Annotated in this window: 19 protein-coding genes and 2 pseudogenes; 18 read left to right on the top strand and 3 right to left on the bottom strand. The window is 40.9% G+C overall.

Translation table 11 applies throughout. The features are described 5' to 3' along the window. Nucleotides 1-148: 148 nt before the first annotated feature. The 10 genes and pseudogenes from HT729_RS03345 (at nucleotide 149) to HT729_RS03385 (ending at nucleotide 16,189) form a co-directional block, all read left to right on the top strand. Nucleotides 149-886: a response regulator transcription factor gene (locus HT729_RS03345; RefSeq protein WP_000222616.1), complete on the top strand. Its 738-nt coding sequence runs from the start codon at nucleotides 149-151 to the stop codon at nucleotides 884-886. Then, nucleotides 883-2,574 (top strand): sensor histidine kinase, encoded by a 1,692-nt coding sequence (locus tag HT729_RS03350; protein WP_172931659.1) that lies wholly within the window; start codon nucleotides 883-885, stop codon nucleotides 2,572-2,574. The genes HT729_RS03345 and HT729_RS03350 overlap by 4 nt, the downstream gene beginning before the upstream one ends. 114 nt (nucleotides 2,575-2,688) lie before the next feature. After that, the gene (locus tag HT729_RS03355; RefSeq protein WP_031222745.1) at nucleotides 2,689-3,252 is read left to right on the top strand and encodes a TIGR01440 family protein; all 564 of its coding nucleotides are present in this window, start codon (nucleotides 2,689-2,691) and stop codon (nucleotides 3,250-3,252) included. 21 nt (nucleotides 3,253-3,273) lie between these two features. Further along, on the top strand, nucleotides 3,274-10,497 hold the full coding sequence (locus HT729_RS03360) for a ZmpA/ZmpB/ZmpC family metallo-endopeptidase (RefSeq protein WP_172931660.1): 7,224 nt from the start codon (nucleotides 3,274-3,276) through the stop codon (nucleotides 10,495-10,497). 60 nt (nucleotides 10,498-10,557) lie between these two features. Beyond that, nucleotides 10,558-12,279 carry an aminodeoxychorismate synthase component I gene (pabB, locus tag HT729_RS03365; protein WP_172928538.1) on the top strand — a complete coding sequence of 574 codons (1,722 nt, stop codon included), beginning with the start codon at nucleotides 10,558-10,560 and terminating at the stop codon, nucleotides 12,277-12,279. Then, nucleotides 12,280-12,897: an alpha/beta hydrolase gene (locus HT729_RS03370; protein ID WP_138700716.1), complete on the top strand. Its 618-nt coding sequence runs from the start codon at nucleotides 12,280-12,282 to the stop codon at nucleotides 12,895-12,897. A gap of 49 nt (nucleotides 12,898-12,946) precedes the next feature. Further along, nucleotides 12,947-13,627, top strand: a pseudogene (locus HT729_RS12355) (excalibur calcium-binding domain-containing protein); the annotation flags it as partial. Nucleotides 13,628-13,633: 6 nt separating this feature from the next. Beyond that, nucleotides 13,634-14,188: pseudogene (ldcB, locus tag HT729_RS12360) on the top strand (LD-carboxypeptidase LdcB/DacB); the annotation flags it as partial. Nucleotides 14,189-14,292: 104 nt separating this feature from the next. Next, a complete protein-coding gene (locus HT729_RS03380; protein ID WP_172931662.1) occupies nucleotides 14,293-15,252 on the top strand; it encodes an ROK family glucokinase in 960 nt (319 codons plus the stop codon). 97 nt (nucleotides 15,253-15,349) lie between these two features. Next, complete coding sequence (locus HT729_RS03385; protein ID WP_023940001.1) at nucleotides 15,350-16,189, top strand: thymidylate synthase; 840 nt, start codon at nucleotides 15,350-15,352, stop codon at nucleotides 16,187-16,189. A 23-nt stretch (nucleotides 16,190-16,212) separates the two neighbouring features. Here HT729_RS03385 and HT729_RS03390 read toward each other — a convergent pair whose 3' ends face one another. Beyond that, nucleotides 16,213-16,344 (bottom strand): hypothetical protein, encoded by a 132-nt coding sequence (locus tag HT729_RS03390; RefSeq protein WP_007285088.1) that lies wholly within the window; start codon nucleotides 16,342-16,344, stop codon nucleotides 16,213-16,215. 58 nt (nucleotides 16,345-16,402) lie between these two features. Continuing rightward, complete coding sequence (locus HT729_RS03395) at nucleotides 16,403-16,573, bottom strand: DUF3042 family protein (RefSeq protein ID WP_001051780.1); 171 nt, start codon at nucleotides 16,571-16,573, stop codon at nucleotides 16,403-16,405. A gap of 120 nt (nucleotides 16,574-16,693) precedes the next feature. On the opposite strand from HT729_RS03395, the gene miaA reads away from it, so the two are divergent. Genes miaA through HT729_RS03420 form a run of 5 tightly spaced genes read left to right on the top strand, consistent with a single transcriptional unit; the run spans nucleotide 16,694 to nucleotide 21,145 of the window. Next, nucleotides 16,694-17,578: a tRNA (adenosine(37)-N6)-dimethylallyltransferase MiaA gene (miaA, locus tag HT729_RS03400; protein WP_031222742.1), complete on the top strand. Its 885-nt coding sequence runs from the start codon at nucleotides 16,694-16,696 to the stop codon at nucleotides 17,576-17,578. Next, entirely contained in the window at nucleotides 17,571-18,809 is a 1,239-nt protein-coding gene (gene hflX, locus HT729_RS03405) for a GTPase HflX (RefSeq protein ID WP_023939997.1), read from the top strand. Before miaA ends, hflX begins: the two co-directional genes overlap by 8 nt. Beyond that, nucleotides 18,802-19,425 carry a cystathionine beta-lyase gene (locus HT729_RS03410; protein ID WP_172926204.1) on the top strand — a complete coding sequence of 208 codons (624 nt, stop codon included), beginning with the start codon at nucleotides 18,802-18,804 and terminating at the stop codon, nucleotides 19,423-19,425. The genes hflX and HT729_RS03410 overlap by 8 nt, the downstream gene beginning before the upstream one ends. 14 nt (nucleotides 19,426-19,439) lie before the next feature. Continuing rightward, nucleotides 19,440-20,369, top strand: coding sequence for a ribonuclease Z (rnz, locus tag HT729_RS03415; protein WP_023939993.1), 930 nt, complete (start codon nucleotides 19,440-19,442; stop codon nucleotides 20,367-20,369). A gap of 20 nt (nucleotides 20,370-20,389) precedes the next feature. Further along, nucleotides 20,390-21,145, top strand: a complete 756-nt coding sequence (locus HT729_RS03420) for an SDR family oxidoreductase (RefSeq protein ID WP_023939992.1) — start codon at nucleotides 20,390-20,392, stop codon at nucleotides 21,143-21,145. A 53-nt stretch (nucleotides 21,146-21,198) separates the two neighbouring features. On the opposite strand, the gene HT729_RS03425 is transcribed toward HT729_RS03420, so the two are convergent. Then, nucleotides 21,199-22,107 carry a LysR family transcriptional regulator gene (locus HT729_RS03425; protein WP_001222592.1) on the bottom strand — a complete coding sequence of 303 codons (909 nt, stop codon included), beginning with the start codon at nucleotides 22,105-22,107 and terminating at the stop codon, nucleotides 21,199-21,201. A gap of 102 nt (nucleotides 22,108-22,209) precedes the next feature. On the opposite strand from HT729_RS03425, the gene HT729_RS03430 reads away from it, so the two are divergent. The 3 genes from HT729_RS03430 to HT729_RS03440 all read left to right on the top strand — a co-directional run bounded on the left by HT729_RS03430 (nucleotide 22,210) and on the right by HT729_RS03440 (nucleotide 23,140). Beyond that, nucleotides 22,210-22,440, top strand: coding sequence for a YqgQ family protein (locus tag HT729_RS03430; RefSeq protein WP_055387820.1), 231 nt, complete (start codon nucleotides 22,210-22,212; stop codon nucleotides 22,438-22,440). Continuing rightward, complete coding sequence (locus tag HT729_RS03435) at nucleotides 22,440-22,820, top strand: rhodanese-like domain-containing protein (RefSeq protein WP_000259256.1); 381 nt, start codon at nucleotides 22,440-22,442, stop codon at nucleotides 22,818-22,820. The genes HT729_RS03430 and HT729_RS03435 overlap by 1 nt, the downstream gene beginning before the upstream one ends. An 86-nt stretch (nucleotides 22,821-22,906) precedes the next feature. After that, nucleotides 22,907-23,140: a hypothetical protein gene (locus HT729_RS03440; protein ID WP_001088017.1), complete on the top strand. Its 234-nt coding sequence runs from the start codon at nucleotides 22,907-22,909 to the stop codon at nucleotides 23,138-23,140. Nucleotides 23,141-23,290: the final 150 nt, after the last annotated feature.

The raw sequence follows: 23,290 nt of genomic DNA on the forward strand, positions 1-23,290 counted from the left end.
ATCTACAACCTCAAAGCGGTACTTTGAGAAACCTGTGGCTATCTTCCTAGTTTACTTTTTGATTTTTATTGAGTATAAGAGGTCTTTCCTAAGCAGTTAGAGGAGAATTTTGCTATACTGATACTAGTAAGTGGTAAAGGAGCAGATCATGACCTACACAATCTTAATCGTAGAAGATGAATATCTGGTAAGACAAGGTTTGACTAAACTGGTCAATGTAGCAGCCTACGATATGGAAATCATCGGTCAGGCTGAAAATGGAAGGCAGGCTTGGGAATTGATCCAAAAGCAGGTGCCAGATATCATTTTAACCGATATCAACATGCCTCATCTAAATGGAATCCAGTTGGCCAGTCTGGTACGAGAAACCTATCCTCAGGTTCATTTGGTCTTTTTAACAGGTTACGATGATTTTGATTATGCCTTGTCTGCTGTCAAACTAGGTGTGGACGACTACCTGCTCAAACCCTTTTCTCGTCAGGATATTGAGGAAATGTTGGGGAAAATCAAACAAAAACTAGACAAGGAAGAGAAAGAAGAGCAGTTACAAGATTTATTGACTAATAGGTTTGAAGGAAACATGGCCCAGAAAATCCAGTCTCATCTGGCTGATAGCCAATTTAGTTTAAAGTCTTTAGCCAGTGACTTAGGTTTTAGTCCGACCTATCTGAGTTCCTTGATTAAGAAAGAGTTGGGCTTGCCTTTTCAGGATTATCTGGTGAGAGAACGTGTTAAACAAGCCAAGCTCTTGCTTTTAACTACAGATCTGAAGATTTATGAGATTGCAGAGAAGGTTGGTTTTGAAGATATGAACTATTTTACCCAACGTTTTAAGCAGATTGCAGGTGTGACACCTCGTCAGTTTAAGAAGGGAGAAGACCGATGAAGCGTTCTTCTCTTTTAGTTAGAATGGTTATTTCCATCTTTCTGGTCTTTCTCATTCTCCTAGCTCTGGTTGGAACTTTCTACTATCAATCAAGTTCTTCAGCCATTGAGGCCACCATTGAAGGCAATAGCCAAACGACCATCAGCCAGACTAGCCACTTTATTCAGTCTTATATTAAAAAATTAGAAACCACCTCGACCGGTTTGACCCAGCAGACGGATGTCCTAGCCTATGCTGAGAATCCCAGTCAAGATAAGGTCAAGGGAATCCGAGATCTATTTTTGACCATCTTAAAGGCAGACCAGGACTTGAAAGCAGTGGTTTTGGTGACCAAATCTGGTCAGGTCATTTCTACAGATGACAGTGTTCAGATGAAAACTTCTTCAGATATGATGGCTGAGGATTGGTACCAAAAGGCCATTCATCAGGGAGCCATGCCCGTTTTGACTCCAGCTCGTAAATCAGATAGTCAATGGGTCATTTCTGTCACTCAAGAACTTCTTGATGCAAAGGGGGGCAATCTTGGCGTGCTTCGCTTGGATATTTCCTACGAAACTCTGGAAGCCTATCTCAACCAACTCCAGTTGGGGCAGCAGGGCTTTGCTTTCATTATCAATGAAAACCATGAATTTGTCTACCATCCTCAACACACAGTTTATAGTTCGTCTAGCGAAATGGAGGCCATGAAACCCTATATCGAGACAGGTCAGGGCTATACGCTAGATCACCAATCCTACGTCAGTCAGGAAAAGATTGCAGGAACTGATTGGACGGTGCTTGGCGTGTCTTCGCTGGAGAAGTTAGACCAGGTTCGGAGTCAATTCATGTGGACCTTGCTTGGGGCAAGTGTCACATCTCTTCTTGTCTGTCTCTTCTTGGTTTGGTTAAGTCTCAAACGCTGGATTGCTCCTTTAAGGGACTTGAGAGAAACCATGTTGGAAATTGCTTCTGGTGCTCAAAATCTTCGTGCCAAGGAAGTTGGTGCCTATGAACTGAGAGAAGTAACTCGCCAATTTAATGCCATGTTGGATCAGATTAATCAGTTGATGGTAGCTATTCGTAGCCAGGAAGAAACGACCCGTCAGTACCAACTTCAAGCCCTATCAAGCCAGATTAACCCTCATTTCCTCTATAATACCTTGGATACCATCATCTGGATGGCTGAATTTCAGGATAGTCAGCGAGTGGTTCAGGTGACCAAGTCCTTGGCGACCTATTTCCGCTTGGCACTCAATCAAGGCAAGGACTTGATTTGCCTGTCTGATGAAATCAATCATGTCCGCCAGTATCTCTTTATCCAGAAACAACGCTATGGAGATAAGCTGGAATACGAGATTGCTGAAAATCCTGCCTTTGATAACCTAGTCTTGCCCAAGTTGGTTTTGCAACCTCTGGTGGAAAATGCTCTTTACCATGGCATCAAGGAGAAGGAAGGTCAGGGACATATTAGAGTTTCTGTTCAGAAACAGGATTCAGGATTGGTCATCCGCATTGAGGATGATGGAGTTGGCTTCCAAGATGCTGGTGATAGTAGTCAAAGTCAACTCAAACGTGGGGGAGTTGGTCTTCAAAATGTCGATCAGCGTCTCAAACTTCATTTTGGAGAACATTACCAGATGAAGATTGATTCTGCACCCGACAAAGGAACGACGGTTGAAATATACATAAATAGAATAGAAACTAGTTAACTCCCAGTCAATTCTGGGAGTTTTATGCGTAATTGGGCAAGCTTTCCAGGTCGTCTATCTTGCTAAAAACAAGAAAAAACGGTATGATAGATAGTGACAAAAGAGGTAGCAGAGATGAACGAGACACAGATTCAAAGAGAAACACGTCAGATAGTGAAAGATGTTTTAGAAAAGGCCAATTTGAAGCAAGGATCTATCTTTGTTTTGGGTCTTTCCTCTAGTGAAGTGATAGGTGGTCAGATTGGCAAGGAATCCAGCCAAGAAATTGGCGAAATCATTGTGAAGACCATCCTAGATCTCCTAGAAGAAAAAAGAATTCATCTAGCTGTTCAAGGCTGTGAGCATGTCAATCGGGTTCTCGTCGTTGAACGTCAGGTGGCAGAGCAGTTTGGTCTGGAAATCGTCAGTGTCCTTCCTACTCTCCATGCAGGAGGTTCAGGTCAATTGGCAGCCTTTAAGTTTATGCAAGATCCAGTTGAGGTTGAATTTATCAAGGCTCATGCTGGATTGGATATCGGAGATACTGCAATTGGTATGCATGTCAAGCATGTTCAGGTTCCGATTCGCCCTCTTTTGAGAGAGATTGGTCATGCCCATGTAACGGCGCTGGCTAGTCGTCCAAAATTAATCGGAGGTGCGCGTGCGCACTATCCGCAAGATTCTATCAGAAAGTCGTGAGAATAAATAAAGGAGATGAAAGTGTTTAAAAAAGACCGTTTTTCAATTCGTAAGATTAAGGGAGTTGTAGGTTCTGTATTTCTTGGAAGCCTTTTGATGGCTTCTTCTGTAGTGGACGCAGCCACCTATCACTATGTAGATAAAGAGGTTATTTCACAAGAAGCTAAAGATTTAATCCAGACAGGAAAGCCTGATGGAAATGAACTTGTTTATGGTTTGGTGTATCAAAAAAATCAGCTGCCACAAACAGGGACAGAAGCATCTGTTTTGACAGCTTTTGGTTTGCTGACTGTTGGGAGCTTGCTTTTAATCTACAAGAGAAAGAAAATTGCCAGCGTCTTTCTAGTTGGAGCTATGGGATTGGTAGTCCTTCCTAGTGCAGGAGCTGTAGATCCAGTTGCTACTCTAGCACCGGCTAGTCGAGAGGGTGTTGTTGAAATGGATGGTTATCGTTATGTTGGTTATCTATCAGGTGACATCCTCAAAACGCTTGGCTTGGACACTGTTTTAGAAGAAGACTCAGCTAAACCTGAAGAGGTAACTGTGGTCGAAGTTGAGAATCCCCAAGTAACAACAAATCAGGAGCAAGATAAGCCAGAAAACCGAGCAGTAGAGACAGAGGAAGCTCCTAAAACAGAAGAAAATCCAAAGGAAGAACCAAAATCGGAGGTAAAACCTACTGACGAAACCCTTCCTAAAGTAGAAGAGGGGAAAGAAGATTCAGCAGAACCAGCACCAGTCAAATCGGAAAGTCAACCATCAGACAAACCAGCTGAGGAATCAAAAGTTGCAACTCCAGTAGAACAACCAAAAGTCCCAGAACAACCCGTGCAACCTACACAACCGGAGCAGCCAAGGATACCAAAAGAATCATCACAACCAGAAGATCCTAAAGAGGATAAGGTATCGGAAGAGACACCGAAACAAGAAGATGCACAGTCAGCAGTAGTAGAAACAAAAGATGAGGCTGCTAATCAACCTGTTGAAGAACCAAAAGTTGCAACGCCTGCTGTAGAAAAACAAACGGAACCAACAGAGGAACCAACAGAGGAACCAACAGAGGAACCAAAAGTTGAACAAGCAGGTGAACCAGTTGCACCAAGAGAAGACGAAAAGGCACCAGTCGAGCCAGAAAAGCAACCAGAAGCTTCTAAAGAAGAGAAGACTGCGGAAGAAATACCGAAACAAGAAGAACAACCAGTAGAAGCTCAAGTTGAACCAGAAAGTCAACCAACAGAAACTTCACCAGCTGCTCAACCAGCAGAACATCAGGACGAAGAAACAAAAGTAGAACAGCCAGCAGTAGAACATAAAACAACTCCTGAAGAAGGTGTGTTAAATGTAATAGAAGTTAAGTCTGAAGTTATAGTAACTAAAGAGCCTGTGCCTTTTAAGACAGTTGAGCAAGATGATGAGAACCTCGCTAAGGGAAAAACAAGGGTTATTCGAGAAGGTGTTGCTGGCGAACGCACTATTTTAACTGAAGTCACTACTACTGATGGTAGACAGTCCAGTAAAGTACTAGAGGATACAATAACAACCAATCCAGTAGATGAAATAAAGGGTGTTGGTACTAAAGAACCAGTTGATAAAAGTGAGTTAAAGAATCAAATTGATAAAGCTAGTTCAGTTTCTCCTACTGATTATTCTACAGCAAGTTACAATGCTCTTGGATCTGTTTTAGAAGCTGCAAAAGGTGTATATGCTTCTGACTCTGTAAAACAACCTGAAGTAGATAGCGAGACAGCTAAACTTAAAGCTGCTATCGACGCTCTTACTGTTGATAAAACAGACTTAAACAAAACTATCGAAGATGCGAAATCAAAAACTAAAGAGCACTACAGTGATGCATCTTGGACAAACCTTCAAAATGTATTAGCCGAAGCGAAAAAAGTTACAAGCAAACCAGAAGCAAAACAAAGCGAAGTTAATCACATTGACGAAAAACTTAAATCCGCTATTGCTGGATTAAATACAGATAAGACTGAACTTGAAAAACAACTGAATCTTGTAAACGAAAAAACTCAAGCTGACCACAGTACTACATCTTGGAACACTCTAGAAGAATCGAAAAATGCCGCTCAAACTGTAAAAGATAAGGCTACCTCTACTCAAGCTCAAATTGACGAAGCTACTAAAAAACTTAAAGCTGCTATTGACGCTCTAAGCGTTGATAAAACAGACTTAAACAAAACTATCTCTGATGCGAAATCAAAAACTAAAGAACACTACAGCGATGCAACTTGGGCAAATCTTCAAACTGTACTAGCTGAAGCTGAAAAAGTTACAAGCAACCCAGCAACAAAACAAAGCGAAGTAAATCACATTGACGAAAAACTGAAATCTGCTATCGCTGGTTTAAATACAGATAAGACTGAACTTGAAAAACAACTTGCTGATGTTAAGTCTAAAACTGCAGCGGACTACAGCACTACATCTTGGAATGCTCTAGAAGAATCGAAAAATGTCGCTCAAACTGTAAAAGACAACAATAAGGCTACTCAAGCTCAAATCGACGAAGCTGCTAAAAAACTGAAAGCGGCTATCACTGATTTAACTACAGATAAGACTGAACTTGAAAAACAACTTGCTGATGCTCAGTCTAAGACTGCTACTGACTACAGTACTGTATCTTGGAGCGCTCTAGAAGAGGCAAAAAATGCCGCTCAAGCTGTAGAAGATAACGCTACTGCTACTCAGGCTCAAATCGATGATGCTGCTAAAAAACTGAAATCTGCTATCGATGCTCTTACTGTTGATAAAACAAAATTACAAGAACAAATAAAAGATGCAGAAATTAAACGAGAAGCTGACTATAGCCCTAATACTTGGAATGAATTTAAAAAAGCTGAAATAAAAGCTAAAGAAATCAACAACCAAACTACTCCACTTCCTAAACAAAGTAAAATAGATGCGACTACTCAAGCTCTTCAAGACGCTATTAAAGCTCTTGCTGTAGATAAAACTGCATTACAAACGGCTATTAACACAGCTAACAGCAAACGTAAAGAAGAATACACTACTCAAACATGGAAATCTTTAGAAGACACTCTTACAGCAGCAAAATCTGTAAATACAGATAAAACTGCTACTCAAAGTAAAGTAGATGAAGCTACTAGAAGATTAGAAGAAGCTATCAAAAACTTAGTTCCATTATCTGCAAAACCAGTATTAACATTTGTAAATACTGATAAGAAAGTATTAGATAAAGAAGTAGTTGCTAAGTATTCTCTAGAAAATCCTACTAAAGCTAAAATCAAATCAATCACAGCTACCCTGAAAAAAGATGGACAAGTTGTTAAGACTGTGAATCTAACAGAAAATAATCTAAATGCGTTATTAGACAATGTAGAATACTTCAAAGAGTATACTCTATCTACTACTATGGTTTATGATAGAGGTAATGGTCAAGAAGAAACTGAAACATTAGAAGATCAACCAATTCAATTAGATCTTAAAAAAGTTGAAATTAAAAATATTAAAGAAACAAGTCTAATAAGTGTTGACGATGAAGGTGTTGAAACTGACTCAAGTTTACTTTCAGAAAAACCAACGAATGTTGCTTCACTTTACCTACGAGTTACAACTCATGACAACAAAGTTACAAGACTTGCTGTTGACAAGATTGAAGAAGTAGAAAAAGACGGAAAAACTTTATATAAAGTTACTGCCAAAGCACCAGACTTAGTTCAACGTAATGCTGATAACACACTTAGCGAAGAGTATGTTCATTACTTTGAAAAACAAAAAGCAAAAGAAGGTAATGTTTACTACAACTTCAATGAGCTTGTAAAAGATATGCAGGACAATCCTACTGGGACCTTTAAGCTCGGTAGTAGTATGAATGCAAGTAACGTTCAACCAGCTGGCAAATCTTATGTAACCAATGCCTTCAAGGGAACATTGGAAAGTACAGAAGGTAATAAATTTGCCATCCATAACATTACGAGACCATTGTTTGGTAACATTGAAGGTGGTACTGTTAAGAATCTCTTACTTGAAGATGTCAACATTGACATGCCTGGATTTAATCGAGTAGCACCAATCGCAGGTGTTATCAAAAATAATTCAACTGTTGAAAATGTTAAAGTAACAGGTAATGTTGTCGGGGGCAACGATGTAGCTGGTATTATCAATAAAATTGATGGTAGTGGTAAGGTAAGTAATGTTGCCTTTATCGGTAAAATTCACGCTGCTGGAAACAAAGGTTGGTACTTAGCAGGTGTTCTAGGTGAAAACTGGAAAGGTATCGTAGAAAAAGCTTACGTTGATGCTGAAATTACTGGTAATAAAGCAAAAGCTGCAGGATTGGTTTATTCTTCTCAAAATGGTGGAAATAACCATACACTAGGTAGAGAAGGTGTTCTCAGAAATTCAGTTGCTAAAGGTTCTATCGAGCTGAAAGAAGCCGTTCAATCAGGTGGCTTGCTTGGTACTAACTGGGCCTTGGGTGCTATTGAAGACAACATCACCATGATGAAAGTCAAAACTGGGGAAATGGTGTTCGGTCACTCGGATATTGATGCTGATGATTACTTCACCTATTCAAGAACAAAACGTAACTTCAGTGTTGAGGGTGTAAGTGAGGGTAATAAATCATACAACAATTCTCGTAAGATTCCTAGCATCTCACAAGAAGAAGCTGCCAAGAAGATTGAAGCAATGGGAATCACTGCTGATAAATTCGAAATTGCCCCTCTTGTTGAAGATTCACTTAACAACATCAGGCAAAAAGCTGATACTTATAAAGATACTCAAGATTATGATGCATCTCGTGAACTTGCCTACCGTAATATCGAAAAACTTCAACCGTTCTACAATAAAGAATGGATTGTAAACCAAGGAAATAAATTAGCTGCTGATAGTCATCTTATGACCAAGGAAGTCCTATCAGTTACTGCTATGAAGGGCAATGCCTTTGTAACAGAATTGGCTGATGCTGACCACATTTTGGTGCACTATGCTGATAAGACCAAAGACATCTTTACTGTTTCGCTGAAAGAATCTAATGTCAAACAAGTGAAAGAGTACAGCATTGCTGAACTCGGAGAAGTTGTCTATACGCCTAATATCGTTGACAAAGACCGTAGTGATCTTATCAATGCTATCGTTGAAAAATTAAGCCCAGTTGAGCTACAATCAGATCCTATCTACACACACCTAAATAGAACCGGTCCTAACAAAGTAAATGCGATTAAGAACCTTTACCTCGAAGAAACCTTCAAAGAAGTCAAGGATAATCTGGCGAAATTTGTGAAACAGTTGCTTGAAAATGAAGATCATCAATTAAACACAGATGAATCTGCTAAACGCGCCTTGATCAAGAAGATTGATGACAATAAGGCTGCTGTTCTTCTTGGATTAGCTTACCTAAATCGTTACTACGGTGTTAAATTCGATGACTTTAATATTAAAGAATTAATGCTATTCAAACCTGACTTTTATGGTAAAAATGTTAATGTGTTAGACTTCTTGATTAAGATTGGTTCTAAAGAAAGAAATGTTAAAGGGGATAGAACTTTAGAAGCTTATCGCGAAACTATCGGTGGAGTTATCGGCATAGGCGAGTTAAACAGTTTCTTAGACTATAATATGCGTCTATTCACAGAAGATACGAACCTAAACGATTGGTTCATAAAAGCTACTAAAGATAATGTATATATTGTTGAACCTAAAACTACAACACCTGAATTTGCTGATAAGAAACACAGAGCCTACGAGGGATTAAACAATGACATGCATGGTAAGATGATTTTACCACTTCTTAACCTGAAAGATGCACATATGTTCTTAATCTCAACATATAACACTATGGCTTACAGTTCATTTGAAAAATACGGTAAGAATACTGCAGAAGAACGCGAAGCATTCAAAGCTGAAATCAATAAAGTCGCTAAAGGTCAACAAAATTACCTAGACTTCTGGTCTCGCTTATCATTAGATAAAGTTCGTAATCAACTGCTTAAGAGCAACAACATGGTTCCAACTCCTGTGTTAGATAACCAAAACTATAAAGGAATCAGCACAGATAAATACGGACATACGAATAGTGGTAAAGACGTAGCACCTATCCGTGAATTATACGGACCAACAGGTCGTTACCACGCCACTGATTGGCGTATGGGGGCTGTAGCTCGTATTTACGGTAACCCTTATAAAGATGATTCAGTCTTCTTCATGGTTACTGATATGATTAGTGATTTCGGTATCTCAGCCTTCACTCATGAAACAACTCACGTAAATGACCGTATGGTTTACTTAGGTGGTTCAAGACACCGTGAAGGTACAGATCTTGAAGCATTTGCTCAGGGGATGTTACAAACGCCATCGGTATCAAATCCAAACGGAGAATATGGCGCATTAGGTCTAAACATGGCCTACGAACGTCCAAACGATGGAAACCAATGGTACAACACAAATCCAAATGACCTCACTTCTCGCGCTGAAATCGATCATTACATGAAAGGTTTCAACGATACTCTAATGCTTCTTGACTACCTTGAAGGTGAAGCAGTTCTTGATAAACACAATAAAGACTTAAACAACGCTTGGTTTAAGAAAGTTGCTAAAAAACTACGTAACGCTAATACGAAGAACCAGTATGACGAGGTTCGTGATCTGAATGCAGAAGAAAAAGAATATAACTTGACTTCTGTTAACGATCTAGTAGACAAGAACTTCATGACTAAACACGGTCCTGGTAATGGTACTTATGACCCAACTGGATTTGGCTCTGCCTATGTAACTGTACCAATTACCGCTGGTATCTATGGTGCTAACACAAGTGAAGGAGCTCCAGGAGCAATGTCATTCAAGCATAACACCTTCCGTATGTGGGGTTACTTTGGATATGAAAAAGGCTTCCTAAATTATGCTTCTAACATGCTGAAAAATGAGTCTAAAAAAGCTGGTCATGCTACTCTAGGTGATGATTTTATTATCAAGAAAGTTTCTGATGGTAAATTTAGCAACCTAGAAGATTGGAAGAAAGCTTACTTCGAAGAAGTTGTGGATAAAGCTAAAAAAGGAATTCAATCTATTGAAATTGATAGTACAATATACAATAGTTATGAAGACTTGAAACGTGCATTTGCTGAAGCAGTTGATAAAGATAAGGCGACATTGAAGACAGATAAAGATGGAAATAAATCTGTTTCTATGTCTAATACAGTGACACTTAAAGAAAAACTCTTCAAGAAGCTTCTTCAACAAACAAATAGCTTTAAAACTTCAATCTTTAAATAATCGAAATCTCTCATCTGCTTTGCGGATGAGGGTTTTCTTATTTTATGCTATACTTAAGGTATGCATAGAAAAACAGTGATTGATTTTAGGGCTTTGGGGGAGAGATACATCTTTACCCAGCCGATTAAAGAGTTGAAAACGAGAAATGTAGAAGAAGTGGCAGATTTGCTGGCACAAGTGGAAAGCTACCAAGAGCAAGGTTATTATGTGGTGGGCTATGTCAGCTACGAGGCTGCACCTGCTTTTGAGGAAAAATTAGCAGTTCACAAGGATCCACTACTGGGAGAGTACCTGCTTTACTTTACTGTTCATGATAGCGTAGAAACTTCCCCTATTCCTCTGACTTATGAGGATATTGATTTGCCCTCAAATTGGCAGGAAGTGACGTCTGCGGCAGACTATGAAAAGGCGATTGCCCAAATTCACCATCATTTGCGGCAGGGAGACACCTATCAGGTCAACTACACCGTCCAACTCAAACAAGACTTAAATGCCAATCCTTTTGCTATCTACAATCGTATGGTGGTAGAACAGGAGGCGGGCTACAATACCTATATTGAACATGATGAGATGGCAGTGATTTCCATGAGCCCAGAGCTCTTTTTTGAGCAAAATGACCGCGAGTTGACAACGCGACCGATGAAGGGAACGACTCAGCGTGGGGTAACTGACCAAGAAGATCTTGAACAGGCCAGTTGGTTGGAGCAGGATCCTAAAAATCGGTCTGAAAATATGATGATTGTGGACCTCTTGCGCAATGATATGAACCGTATTTCTGAGGTGGGGAGCGAGCACGTGGAGCGTCTGTGTCAGGTAGAGCAGTATTCAACTGTTTGGCAGATGACTTCGACCATCAAGAGTCGGTTGCGAGCAGATGTTGATTTAGTTACAATTTTTCGCTCTCTCTTTCCTTGTGGATCCATAACGGGCGCACCGAAAATTGCGACAATGGAGATTATCAAGGACTTGGAGCCACAACCGCGTGGAGTCTACTGTGGAACGATTGGTCTCTTGCTTCCAAATGGACGACGGATTTTTAATGTGGCCATTAGGACCATTCAACTGCATCAAGGGAAAGCCATCTATGGAGTTGGCGGAGGCATTACATGGGATAGCACTTGGGAATCTGAATACCGCGAGGTTCATCAAAAGGCGGCTGTTCTCTATCGTAAACAAGCTCGTTTTCAGCTGATTACGACTGGGAAAATCAGCCAAAAACAACTGCTGTTTGAAGAACAACATCTGGAAAGACTGATAAAAGCTAGTCGATATTTTGCCTTTCCTTTTGACCCAGAAATTTTGAGACAAAAGATTGAAGAAGAGTGTCAGACTTGTGATGCTAATCAAGATTACCGCTTGCGAATCAGCATTAGCAAATCTGGAGAGATAGAAGTCAATCGTCAAGTATTAACACCCCTTAGTCCACAGTTCTGCCAGGCTAAACTTTGTCTGCAAGAAGCCAATTTGCAGCAAGCTTTTACCCACTTTAAAACGACTCATAGACCATACTTGAGTTTAGGGGAGCAAGAGATCATTTACTACAATAAGTCAGGAGAACTGCTTGAAACCTCTATCGGAAATCTGGTTTTGAAAATTGCTGGGAAACTCTACACACCGCCTATCCGACTTGGAATCTTGCCAGGAATTTACCGTCAGCATTTGCTGGAAACAGGACAGGTAGAAGAGAAAGTCTTGACCTTGGCAGATTTAACCCAAGCAGAAGCTATTTACGGCTGTAATGCAGTGAGAGGCTTGTATGAACTAAGCCTTGAGGAGAACTAGATGAAATTGATATTTTTGCATGGGTTAGGGCAGTCAGCAGAGTCTTGGAAAGAAGTTCGTAATCTACTGACAGATTATCCTTCTGAGGATATCGAGTTATTTCCTTCTGGAGTTAGTAACTATCAACAAGCTAAAGAGCGAGTTTATCAGCACCTAGCTCAAGAGACAGAACCTTTTGTTTTGATTGGATTGTCCTTAGGTGCTGCCCTGACACTAGAACTTTCCAGTTACGATTCACCAAATCTTCGAGCTTTGATTCTGTCAGGATGCCCGCTTAAATTAGCAGGGAATATCCTATTTTATCTTCAGTTGCTGATTTTTAAACTACTTCCCAAAAGAGTATTTGAAAAACAGGGAGCAGACAAGACTTTTATAATAGGTATTTCCAAAGAATTGAAGACACTTGACTTAATGGATATAGCAGGGAATTGCCCCTATCCAACCTTACTAATTTGTGGCAGCAAAGATAAACCGAATCTTAGTTCTATGAGAAGTCTTCATAAACTAATATCAGAATCCCAATTTCAGATTATCCCAGATGGCCCTCATGTCTTGAATAAGGAAAAACCAAAGGAGTTTGTAGAAAAGACCAGAAGTTTCCTTGAATTGCTGAAATAAGTTTGATAAAATAATATTGAAATCGATAACATCGTTAGAGGAGAAAGTAATGAACAAACGTCTATTTTTAAAAATGAGTCTGGTGACGTTGTCAATTTTAGCCTTGTTTTCACAACCTGTGTTAGCAGAGGAAAACATTCATTTTTCGAGTTGTAAGGAAGCTTGGGCGAATGGATACGCGGATATTCATGAGGGAGACCCCGGTTATTCTGCCAAGTTATACCGTGATCATGACGGTGTGGCTTGCGAATTGAAAAATGCTCCTAAGGGTGCTTTTAAAGCAAAACAAGCGGCTACAACTCAAACTGATACAACTTCATCCACAGCAAGTGGTTGGGTTAAGCAGGACGGTTCTTGGTACTACTTTGATGGAAATCCAGTGAAAAATGCTTGGCAGGGAAGCTATTACCTGAAATCAGACGGGAAAATGGCCCAGAGCGAATGGATTTATGATGATTCTTATCAGGCTTGGTATTACTTGAAATCAGATGGTTCGTATGCTTATAGTACATGGCAAGGAAATTACTATTTGAAATCAGATGGTAAAATGGCTAAAGGTGAATGGGTTTATGACTCTTCTTACCAAACTTGGTATTATTTGACATCAGATGGATCTTATGCTTATAATACATGGCAAGGGAATTATTATCTAAAATCAGATGGTAAAATGGCTGTCAATGAATGGGTTGATGGTGGACGTTATTATGTTGGTGCGACTGGTTTGTGGAAAGCTAATTCAAAAGTAAGCAATAAAGGGTCCTATTATAGCCTTCAAGGAAAGTATGATGAAATCATAGTTGCCAATAAACATTATCCTATGTCTAAAGATTACTATCCAGGTGAAAATGCTACTGCAAAAGCAGCCTTTTTAAAACTGATTGCACAGATGCAGAAGGAAGGATACGCTATTAGCGATAATTATAGTGGCTTTAGAAGTTATGCAACTCAAGCACAATTATATCAAAGTTATGTGAACCAAGAGGGCCAGGCTGCTGCGGATCGTTATTCCGCCCGTCCTGGATATAGCGAACATCAGACAGGACTTGCTTTTGATGTGATTGGCACAGATGGTCAATTAGTTGAAGATGCTGGTGCGGCTCAATGGTTATTGGATTATGCACCAGACTATGGTTTTGTTGTTCGCTATCCCCGTGGAAAAGAGAGTGTCACAGGCTATATGCATGAGGAATGGCATTTACGTTACATTGGAAAAGAAGCAAAAGAGATTGCTGCAAGTGGTTTGACACTGGAGGAATATTATGGATTTGATGGTGGAGATTATCTGGATTAAAAATCTATATTAGCTAAATGCAAACCTTTGCATAAATGACTGAAATTTGTTATACTAGTACTGTAAGCATTTTCAATTACTAGACAATGAAAAAGGAGAGTATGATGAGTCAAAAGATTATTGGGATTGACCTTGGTGGAACTTCTATCAAATTTGCAATCTTAACAACAGCAGGAGAAATCCAAGGAAAATGGTCAATCAAGACCAACATTCTGGATGAGGGAAGTCATATCGTTGATGATATGATTGAGTCTATTCAACATCGTTTGGACTTGCTTGGATTGGCAGCAGCGGACTTCCAAGGCATTGGAATGGGATCACCAGGTGTGGTTGACCGTGACAAAGGGACTGTTATCGGTGCCTACAACTTGAACTGGAAAACCCTTCAACCAATTAAAGAGAAAATTGAAAAAGCTTTGGGCATTCCATTTTTCATCGATAATGATGCCAACGTAGCAGCTCTTGGTGAGCGCTGGATGGGTGCTGGAGATAACCAACCAGACGTTGTCTTTATGACACTCGGTACTGGTGTTGGTGGTGGTATTGTCGCAGAAGGCAAATTGCTTCATGGTGTTGCTGGTGCAGCAGGTGAACTTGGTCATATCACTGTTGACTTTGACCAACCAATCGCATGTACTTGCGGTAAGAAAGGCTGTCTTGAGACAGTTGCTTCAGCAACAGGGATTGTCAACTTGACTCGTCGTTATGCAGATGAATATGAAGGCGATGCAGCCTTGAAACGATTGATTGATAACGGAGAAGAAGTAACTGCTAAGACAGTCTTTGACCTTGCAAAAGAAGGAGACGACCTTGCTTTGACTGTTTACCGTAACTTCTCACGTTACTTGGGAATCGCTTGTGCTAACATCGGTTCAATTTTGAACCCATCAACAATCGTCATTGGTGGTGGTGTATCAGCTGCAGGAGAATTCCTTCTACAAGGTGTTCAAAAAGTTTACGATGAAAATAGTTTCCCACAAGTACGCACATCCACTAAATTAGCTCTTGCAACTCTAGGAAATGACGCTGGAGTTATTGGAGCAGCATCACTTGTTTTACAATAAGATAAAAAAGGAGAAAATAGCTTTCTAGAAGCGAGTGATTTTCCTCCTTTCTTTTTTTATGCTATACTAGTTAGGACAATAAATGAGGTGAGAGTAAATGACAAAAGCAGATACGATTTTTAAAGAGAATATTGAACGAATCCTCAAAGACGGTGTCTTTTCTGAGCAGGCTCGTCCCAAGTACAAGGATGGGACAGTTGCCAACTCCAAGTATGTAACGGGTGCCTTTGCAGAGTATGACTTGGCCAAGGGGGAATTCCCCATTATAACTTTACGCCCTATCGCCATCAAATCCGCCATCAAGGAAGTGCTTTGGATTTACCAAGACCAATCTAATAGCTTAGAGGTACTAAATGATAAGTACAATGTTCACTACTGGAATGACTGGGAAGTGGGGAATACAGGAACCATTGGTGAGCGCTATGGTGCTGTTGTTAAGAAACACGACATCATCAATAAGCTTCTCAAGCAGTTGGAAGCCAACCCTTGGAACCGCCGAAACATCATCTCCCTTTGGGATTACCAAGCTTTTGAGGAAACAGACGGCCTTCTTCCGTGCGCCTTTCAGACCATGTTTGATGTCCGCCGTGTAGATGGGGAAATCTATCTGGATGCGACCTTGACGCAACGCTCCAATGATATGCTGGTGGCCCACCACATCAATGCTATGCAGTATGTGGCTTTGCAGATGATGATTGCCAAGCATTTTGGCTGGAAGGTTGGGAAGTTCTTCTACTTTATCAACAACCTTCATATCTATGACAATCAATTTGAACAAGCTCAGGAATTGCTTCGTCGTGAGCCGTCTGACTGCCAACCTCGCTTGGTTTTAAATGTTCCTGATGGGACTAATTTCTTTGATATCAAAGCAGAAGATTTTGAGTTGGTGGATTATGACCCTGTTAAGCCGCAGTTGAAGTTTGACCTAGCCATTTAATACTCTTCGAAAATCTCTTCAAACTACGTCAGCGTCGCTTCATCAACAACCTCAAAACCATGTTTTGAGCTGACTTCGTCAGTTCTATCCACAACCTCAAAGCAGTGCTTTGAGCAATCTGCGGCTAGCTTCCTAGTTTGCTCTTTGATTTTCATTGAGTATAAAAGAATAGAAAAAGAAGTTGAGACAATGAATCCCAACTTCTTTTGTTTCTTAACGTGACACGCGACGGCGAGCTGCTTTTTTACGGTTTTCTTCGATGAAAGCTGCTTTTTGCTCTTCTGGTTCGATTACTTTCTTTTTAAATGCGTATACTGCACCTGCAACGGCAGCAACAGTTCCTGCGACACCTGTTACAAGACCTTTAGCGAATCCTTTAGCCATGAGTCTTCCTCCTTTATCTTCTTAATCAGCCAGCCCCCTCAAGAGGTCACATTTTTCTGACTGACCTTTTTGTGTTATAATAATAGTAACGAAAAAATGGGAATTTTTCAAGGAAAAAAGATGAAAACAAAAATAATTGTGATTGTTGGACCGACTGCTGTTGGAAAAACAGCCCTTGCCATTGAAGTGGCCAAGCGTTTTAATGGCGAAGTGGTTAGCGGTGATAGTCAGCAAGTCTATCGAGGACTTGATATTGGGACGGCTAAGGCTAGTCCAGAAGAGCAGGAAACTGTTCCTCATCATTTAATCGATGTTAGAGAGGTAACCGAGTCTTACTCGGCTTTTGATTTTGTTTCAGAAGCTAAGATGGCTATTGAGGATATTCACAGCCGTAGCAAGCTGGCCATTATCGCTGGTGGGACTGGACTTTATATCCAGAGCTTGCTAGAAGGTTACCACCTAGGTGGGGAGACTCCCCATGAGGAGATTTTGGCCTATCGGGCTAGCTTGGAGCCTTATACAGATGAGGAATTAGCTCATCTGGTGGAGCAAGCAGACCTTAAAATTCCTCAGTTTAATCGTCGTCGTGCGATGCGTGCCTTGGAAATTGCCCATTTTGGTCAGGAATTGGAAAATCAAGAGACCTTGTATGAACCATTGATTATCTGCTTGGATGATGAGCGCAGTCAATTATATGAACGTATCAATCGCCGCGTGGATTTGATGTTTGAGGCTGGGCTTTTGGATGAGGCTAAGTGGCTCTTTGACCATTACCCTGATGTGCAGGCTGCTAAAGGAATTGGCTACAAGGAACTTTTTCCTTACTTCCGTGGAGAGCAGACCTTGGAGGAAGCTAGTGAGAGTCTCAAACAGGCTACTCGTCGTTTTGCCAAGCGTCAGTTGACCTGGTTCCGTAATCGCATGCAGGTCACCTTTTATCAGATTGGAGAAGCTGGTGTGCAAGACCGCATTTTAAGCCAGATAGAGGAGTTTTTAGATGATTGATACGGAGAAAAAAGAGGAGCGAGTCCTGCTCATTGGTGTGGAATTGCAGGGTATGGATAATTTTGACCTCTCCATGGAAGAATTGGCCAGTCTAGCCAAGACAGCTGGTGCTGTCGTAGTCGATAGTTACAGGCAAAAACGTGAAAAGTATGACTCCAAGACTTTCGTTGGCTCTGGTAAGTTAGAAGAGATTGCCCTCATGGTGGATGCCGAAGAAATTACCACTGTCATTGTCAACAACCGTTTGACACCAAGGCAAAATGTCAATCTAGAGGAAGTTCTGGGTGTTAAGGTCATTGACCGTATGCAGTTGATTTTGGATATCTTTGCCATGCGGGCTCGAAGCCACGAAGGCAGGCTCCAAGTTCACCTAGCCCAGCTCAAATATCTCCTGTCTCGCTTGGTTGGTCAGGGAATTATGCTCAGTCGTCAGGCAGGGGGAATTGGTTCCCGTGGACCTGGTGAAAGCCAGCTGGAGCTGAATCGTCGTAGTGTTCGCAATCAAATCACAGATATAGAGCGTCAGCTCAAGGTGGTTGAGAAGAATCGGGCGACTGTCAGAGAAAAACGTCTGGAGTCTAGCACCTTTAAGATTGGTTTGATTGGTTATACCAATGCTGGGAAATCAACTATCATGAACATCTTGACCAGTAAGACCCAGTATGAAGCAGATGAGCTCTTTGCGACTCTGGATGCGACAACCAAGAGTATTCATCTGGGAGGCAATCTCCAAGTAACTTTGACAGATACCGTTGGCTTTATCCAAGATTTGCCGACAGAGTTGGTGTCCAGTTTCAAGTCAACCTTGGAAGAAAGCAAGCATGTGGACCTTCTGGTTCATGTTATCGATGCCAGCAATCCTTACCACGAGGAGCATGAAAAAACGGTTCTCTCCATCATGAAAGACCTGGACATGGAAGATATTCCTCACTTGACGCTTTATAATAAAGCGGATTTGGTGGAGGATTTCACGCCTACCCAAACGCCTTATGCCCTCATTTCTGCCAAGTCGGAGGATAGTCGTGAGAATTTGCAGGCTTTACTGCTAGAGAAAATCAAGGATATTTTTGAATCTTTCACCCTGCGCGTGCCTTTTTCAAAGTCCTACAAGATTCATGATTTGGAAAGTGTAGCTATTCTTGAAAATCGCGATTATCAGGATGACGGGGAAGTCATTACAGGCTACATTTCTGAGAAAAACAAATGGAGGTTAGAGGAATTTTATGACTAATATCAAAAATTTGGCTCTAAAGTATGGAGGTTATACAAGCCTAGATAAGGTTTACTTAGATCAACTTCTAGATGGTAAAACAGATCAAGAACAGTTGGTGCTTATCACTCCTCCGCCAAGTGTGGTCAATGCCTACTTTGCAGAACTTTACCAAAAAAAGAGTCCTGAAGCTGCAACCGATTATTTTGCGGAACTCAATCAGGAACTGAATCTCTACAATGTTGAGCCAAGTTTCACTCTCGAAAACAAGCCTTTTATTCGGCTTAATTTGTCTGGTAAATCCTTTGGTTTTTGCTATGAGAGTGATGGTCTTGGTCGGATTTTCTCTGAAAATGAGGAGAAAATTTCGGATGACTTGCTCTTTGAGATTGCACAAATTTTCCCCCATCAACTAGTCTTTGAAAAGTCTGGCAAGATTTACATGAAGGCTGTCGGAGACGAGGAAGTTGTTAGCATGGAGAGTCTCACAGCTTTGACTGATTTGGAAAGCTTGGTTGACGGTCGTAAGCGTCTCAAAGGCTACAGCCAAGAGGATTTACTGCAAGAAGCTGTTGCTTTTTCTGGCAAGCGCTATTTCCGATCGGAAAATCGCACAGCCATGTTATATATTGATTAATTAGAAAGTATCGAATGGATATTCAATTTTTAGGAACGGGGGCAGGTCAGCCCTCTAAAGCCCGCAACGTTTCAAGTCTCGCCCTGAAACTCTTGGACGAGATTAACGAAGTCTGGCTCTTTGACTGTGGAGAAGGTACGCAAAATCGCATTCTGGAAACCACAATTCGACCACGTAAGGTCAGCAAAATCTTTATCACCCACCTGCATGGAGACCACATTTTTGGCCTGCCAGGTTTCCTTTCTAGCCGTGCCTTTCAAGCCAATGAAGAGCAGACAGATTTGGAAATCTATGGCCCGCAGGGTATCAAGTCATTTGTCTTAACCAGTCTTCGTGTGTCAGGTTCGCGTCTGCCTTACCGTATTCATTTTCATGAGTTTGACCAAGATTCTATAGGGAAAATCCTTGAGACCGATAAATTCACGGTGTATGCAGAGGAGCTGGATCATACTATTTTCTGTGTTGGCTATCGTGTCATTCAAAAGGACTTGGAAGGAACGCTGGATGCTGAAAAACTCAAGGCAGCTGGTGTCCCATTTGGCCCACTTTTTGGTAAAATCAAAAACGGTCAAGACGTAGTTCTTGAAGACGGTACTGAAATCAAGGCAGCAGACTATATCTCAGCGCCACGTCCAGGTAAAATTATCACTATTTTAGGAGACACTCGAAAAACGGATGCCAGTGTGCGTCTGGCTGTCAATGCCGATGTCCTAGTCCATGAATCGACTTATGGAAAGGGTGATGAAAAAATTGCTCGTAACCATGGCCACTCTACTAACATGCAAGCTGCACAAGTAGCAGTAGAAGCAGGTGCCAAACGCCTCTTGCTCAACCATATCAGTGCCCGTTTCCTCTCAAAAGATATCAGCAAGCTCAAGAAAGATGCTGCTAGCATTTTTGAAAATGTCCATGTGGTCAAAGACTTGGAAGAAGTGGAAATCTAAAAGATTGAGAAAGGATAAGTATGCCTACTATTCTCATTACTGGCGCTAGTGGTGGTCTAGCTCAAGAAATGGTCAAACTTTTACCAGAAGACCAGCTCATCTTGCTTGGTAGAAATAAGGAAAAATTAGCCCAACTCTACGGAAACCATCCCCATGCAGAATTGATTGAAATCGATATTACCGATGATTCAGCCTTAGAAACTCTGGTAACTGACCTCTATCTCCGCTATGGCGAGATTGATGTTTTGATAAACAACGCTGGTTACGGGATTTTTGAGGAATTTGACCAGATTTCTGACCAAGATATTCACCAGATGTTTGAGGTCAATACTTTTGCCCTGATGAACCTGTCTCGACACCTTGCGGCTCGTATGAAAGACAGTCGAAAAGGTCATATCATCAATATTATCAGCATGGCAGGTTTAATCGCTACTGGCAAGTCCAGTCTCTACTCAGCTACCAAGTTTGCGGCCATTGGTTTTTCAAATGCTCTGCGCCTCGAACTCATGTCCTACGGTGTTTATGTAACGACGGTTAATCCAGGACCAATCCGTACAGGATTTTTCTACCAAGCCGACCCAGATGGAACCTATCTCAAGTCGGTTGACCGTTTCCTGCTAGAACCAGATGCAGTGGCTAAAAAGATTGTCAAGATTATAGGAAAAAACAAACGAGAACTCAATCTACCGATGTTGTTGAACCTAGCCCATAAGTTGTATACTCTCTTTCCCAAGCTAGCTGATAAGTTGGCAGGGGAGACTTTTAATTATAAGTAAAAAGAACCAATATGCAGGTTGTTGCTAGCCTACATATTGGTTCTTATCATTTATCAACTATCAAACTGGACTTCTTCTAGTAGATAGTCGATAAAGCGTTCGCCCATCTTAGATAGGCTGGTTTTCTCATGCTGGATATAGACCAGTTCAATTGGGTCATCAATATCCAGTGGGATAGAAACGATATTGTCTCCGTTGAGGTTGCTGTTCAAAATCCCTGTTGCAATGGTATATCCATCCAAACCAATCAAGAGATTAAAGAGGGTAGCACGGTCGCTGACTACGATGGATTTCTTGTGGTGTTCTTGGGAAAGAATCTCTTCTGAAAAGTAGAAGGAGTTATGCGTCCCTTGGTCATAACTCAGATAAGGGAAGTTTTCCAAATCAGACAGTTTCACCTTGTCTTTCTTTGCCAGAGGATTGGTCTTGCTGACAAAGATATGCGGTTGCGCTGTGAAGAGATGGTGAGCCAGCAGGTGATTGTCATCCAGCATTTTCGTTAAAACATCACGGTTGTAGCTGTTCAAAAATAGGACACCGACCTCACTACGGAAGTTCTTGACGTCGTCGATAATTTCCCAAGTACGAGTTTCACGAAGGAAGAGCTCGTATTTCTCCATATCGCTTTTCTTGAGCAAAGAGACAAAGGCATTGACCACAAAGGCATAGTGTTGAGACGAAACGCTAAAGAGTTCGCGGTGGGCGACAGGATTTTTATAGCGTTCCTCCAGAAGCTGAGTTTGCTCGACAACCTGACGGGCATAAGAGAGAAACTCCATCCCATCACGGGTCAAGGTGATTCCCTTGGGATTGCGGATAAAGATCTCAATCCCCATTTCATTTTCCAAATCTCGCACCGCATTGGAAAGACTGGGCTGAGTGATAAAGAGTTGCTTGGCTGCCTCATTCATGGAGCCAGTTTCGACGATTTTGATAATATAATGTAATTGTTGAATTCTCATGTTTTTATTGTACCATACTTGCAACAGAATCGCCAAAGAAGATAGGAAAATCAGGAGTATTGTGTAAGTCTCTTCTTGAAAAAAACACAAAATTTTGCTAGAATGAGTCTTATGAAAACATTCTATGATGTGCAGCAATTCCTCAAACGATTTGGTATTATTGTTTACATGGGAAAACGCTTATATGATATTGAACTGATGAAGTGGGAACTCTCTCGGATTTACGATGCAGGGTTGATGGACAAATTAGACTATCTAGAAGCAGAAGCGGTTCTTCGCAGAGAGCACAAGGTAGAATTGGATTATATTGAGAAAAATGGAGAAAAGAACTAATGGTTACTTGGATTTTGTGGGCACTTATACTAGCAATGTTGGCGTGGATGGGCTTTAACTATCTTCGTATTCGCCGTGCGGCTAAAATTGTGGACAATGAGGAGTTTGAAGCCTTGATTCGTACGGGTCAATTGATTGATTTGCGCGACCCAGCAGAATTCCACAGAAAACATATTCTTGGGGCTCGCAATATTCCTTCAAGTCAGTTGAAGACTAGTCTTGCAGCCCTTCGTAAAGATAAACCTGTCCTTCTCTACGAAAACCAACGTGCGCAACGAGTTACAAATGCAGCTCTTTACTTGAAAAAACAAGGTTTTTCTGAGATTTATATTCTTTCTTATGGCTTGGATTCTTGGAAAGGGAAAGTGAAGACTAGCTAACATTCTGTAAAAATCTGTCGAATGATAGATAAAGCTAGCATTTTATGGTATCATCATTTATATTAATTTTAAGGAGATTTTATAATATGAATTCACAAGAAAAGAAAAAACCTTCACTTATTTTAGGTATCTTATCTATCGTCCTTGGTTTGCTTTCTCCAATAGTGAGTCTGATTTTGGGGATCATAGGATTGGTTTTGGCTTTTTCATACCAAAAAGAATCTGGACTGGACTATAAAACAGAAAAAATTCTCAACATCGTAGGACTTGTAGTTTCTGTTCTTAACTGGATTCTAACAATCGCAGTAGTTTTTAGATAAGCAAAAAACAAAAAAGCTTTAAATTTAAAGCTTTTTTTATTATGGCTTCAAGCCAGTTTTTCTCGTAGAGAAAAACAAGAAAACCACCAGCTATGCTGGTGGCTGACAAGGCTTCTAGCTTCCATTTATTTTTCCAAGTATAATCTAATT

The sequence above is a fragment of the Streptococcus sp. 79 genome (assembly GCF_013277425.1).
Taxonomy (GTDB): domain Bacteria; phylum Bacillota; class Bacilli; order Lactobacillales; family Streptococcaceae; genus Streptococcus; species Streptococcus pseudopneumoniae.

Excerpts from the sequence above, each read along its gene's own strand:
- HT729_RS03345 (WP_000222616.1), top strand. The coding sequence starts at position 149 with ATGACCTACACAATCTTAATCGTAGAAGATGAATATCTGGTAAGACAA.
- HT729_RS03350 (WP_172931659.1), top strand. The coding sequence starts at position 883 with ATGAAGCGTTCTTCTCTTTTAGTTAGAATGGTTATTTCCATCTTTCTG.
- HT729_RS03355 (WP_031222745.1), top strand. The coding sequence starts at position 2,689 with ATGAACGAGACACAGATTCAAAGAGAAACACGTCAGATAGTGAAAGAT.
- pabB (WP_172928538.1), top strand. The coding sequence starts at position 10,558 with ATGCATAGAAAAACAGTGATTGATTTTAGGGCTTTGGGGGAGAGATAC.
- HT729_RS03370 (WP_138700716.1), top strand. The coding sequence starts at position 12,280 with ATGAAATTGATATTTTTGCATGGGTTAGGGCAGTCAGCAGAGTCTTGG.
- HT729_RS03380 (WP_172931662.1), top strand. The coding sequence starts at position 14,293 with ATGAGTCAAAAGATTATTGGGATTGACCTTGGTGGAACTTCTATCAAA.
- HT729_RS03385 (WP_023940001.1), top strand. The coding sequence starts at position 15,350 with ATGACAAAAGCAGATACGATTTTTAAAGAGAATATTGAACGAATCCTC.
- HT729_RS03390 (WP_007285088.1), bottom strand. The coding sequence starts at position 16,344 with ATGAAAATCAAAGAGCAAACTAGGAAGCTAGCCGCAGATTGCTCAAAG.
- HT729_RS03395 (WP_001051780.1), bottom strand. The coding sequence starts at position 16,573 with ATGGCTAAAGGATTCGCTAAAGGTCTTGTAACAGGTGTCGCAGGAACT.
- miaA (WP_031222742.1), top strand. The coding sequence starts at position 16,694 with ATGAAAACAAAAATAATTGTGATTGTTGGACCGACTGCTGTTGGAAAA.
- hflX (WP_023939997.1), top strand. The coding sequence starts at position 17,571 with ATGATTGATACGGAGAAAAAAGAGGAGCGAGTCCTGCTCATTGGTGTG.
- HT729_RS03410 (WP_172926204.1), top strand. The coding sequence starts at position 18,802 with ATGACTAATATCAAAAATTTGGCTCTAAAGTATGGAGGTTATACAAGC.
- rnz (WP_023939993.1), top strand. The coding sequence starts at position 19,440 with ATGGATATTCAATTTTTAGGAACGGGGGCAGGTCAGCCCTCTAAAGCC.
- HT729_RS03420 (WP_023939992.1), top strand. The coding sequence starts at position 20,390 with ATGCCTACTATTCTCATTACTGGCGCTAGTGGTGGTCTAGCTCAAGAA.
- HT729_RS03425 (WP_001222592.1), bottom strand. The coding sequence starts at position 22,107 with ATGAGAATTCAACAATTACATTATATTATCAAAATCGTCGAAACTGGC.
- HT729_RS03430 (WP_055387820.1), top strand. The coding sequence starts at position 22,210 with ATGAGTCTTATGAAAACATTCTATGATGTGCAGCAATTCCTCAAACGA.
- HT729_RS03435 (WP_000259256.1), top strand. The coding sequence starts at position 22,440 with ATGGTTACTTGGATTTTGTGGGCACTTATACTAGCAATGTTGGCGTGG.
- HT729_RS03440 (WP_001088017.1), top strand. The coding sequence starts at position 22,907 with ATGAATTCACAAGAAAAGAAAAAACCTTCACTTATTTTAGGTATCTTA.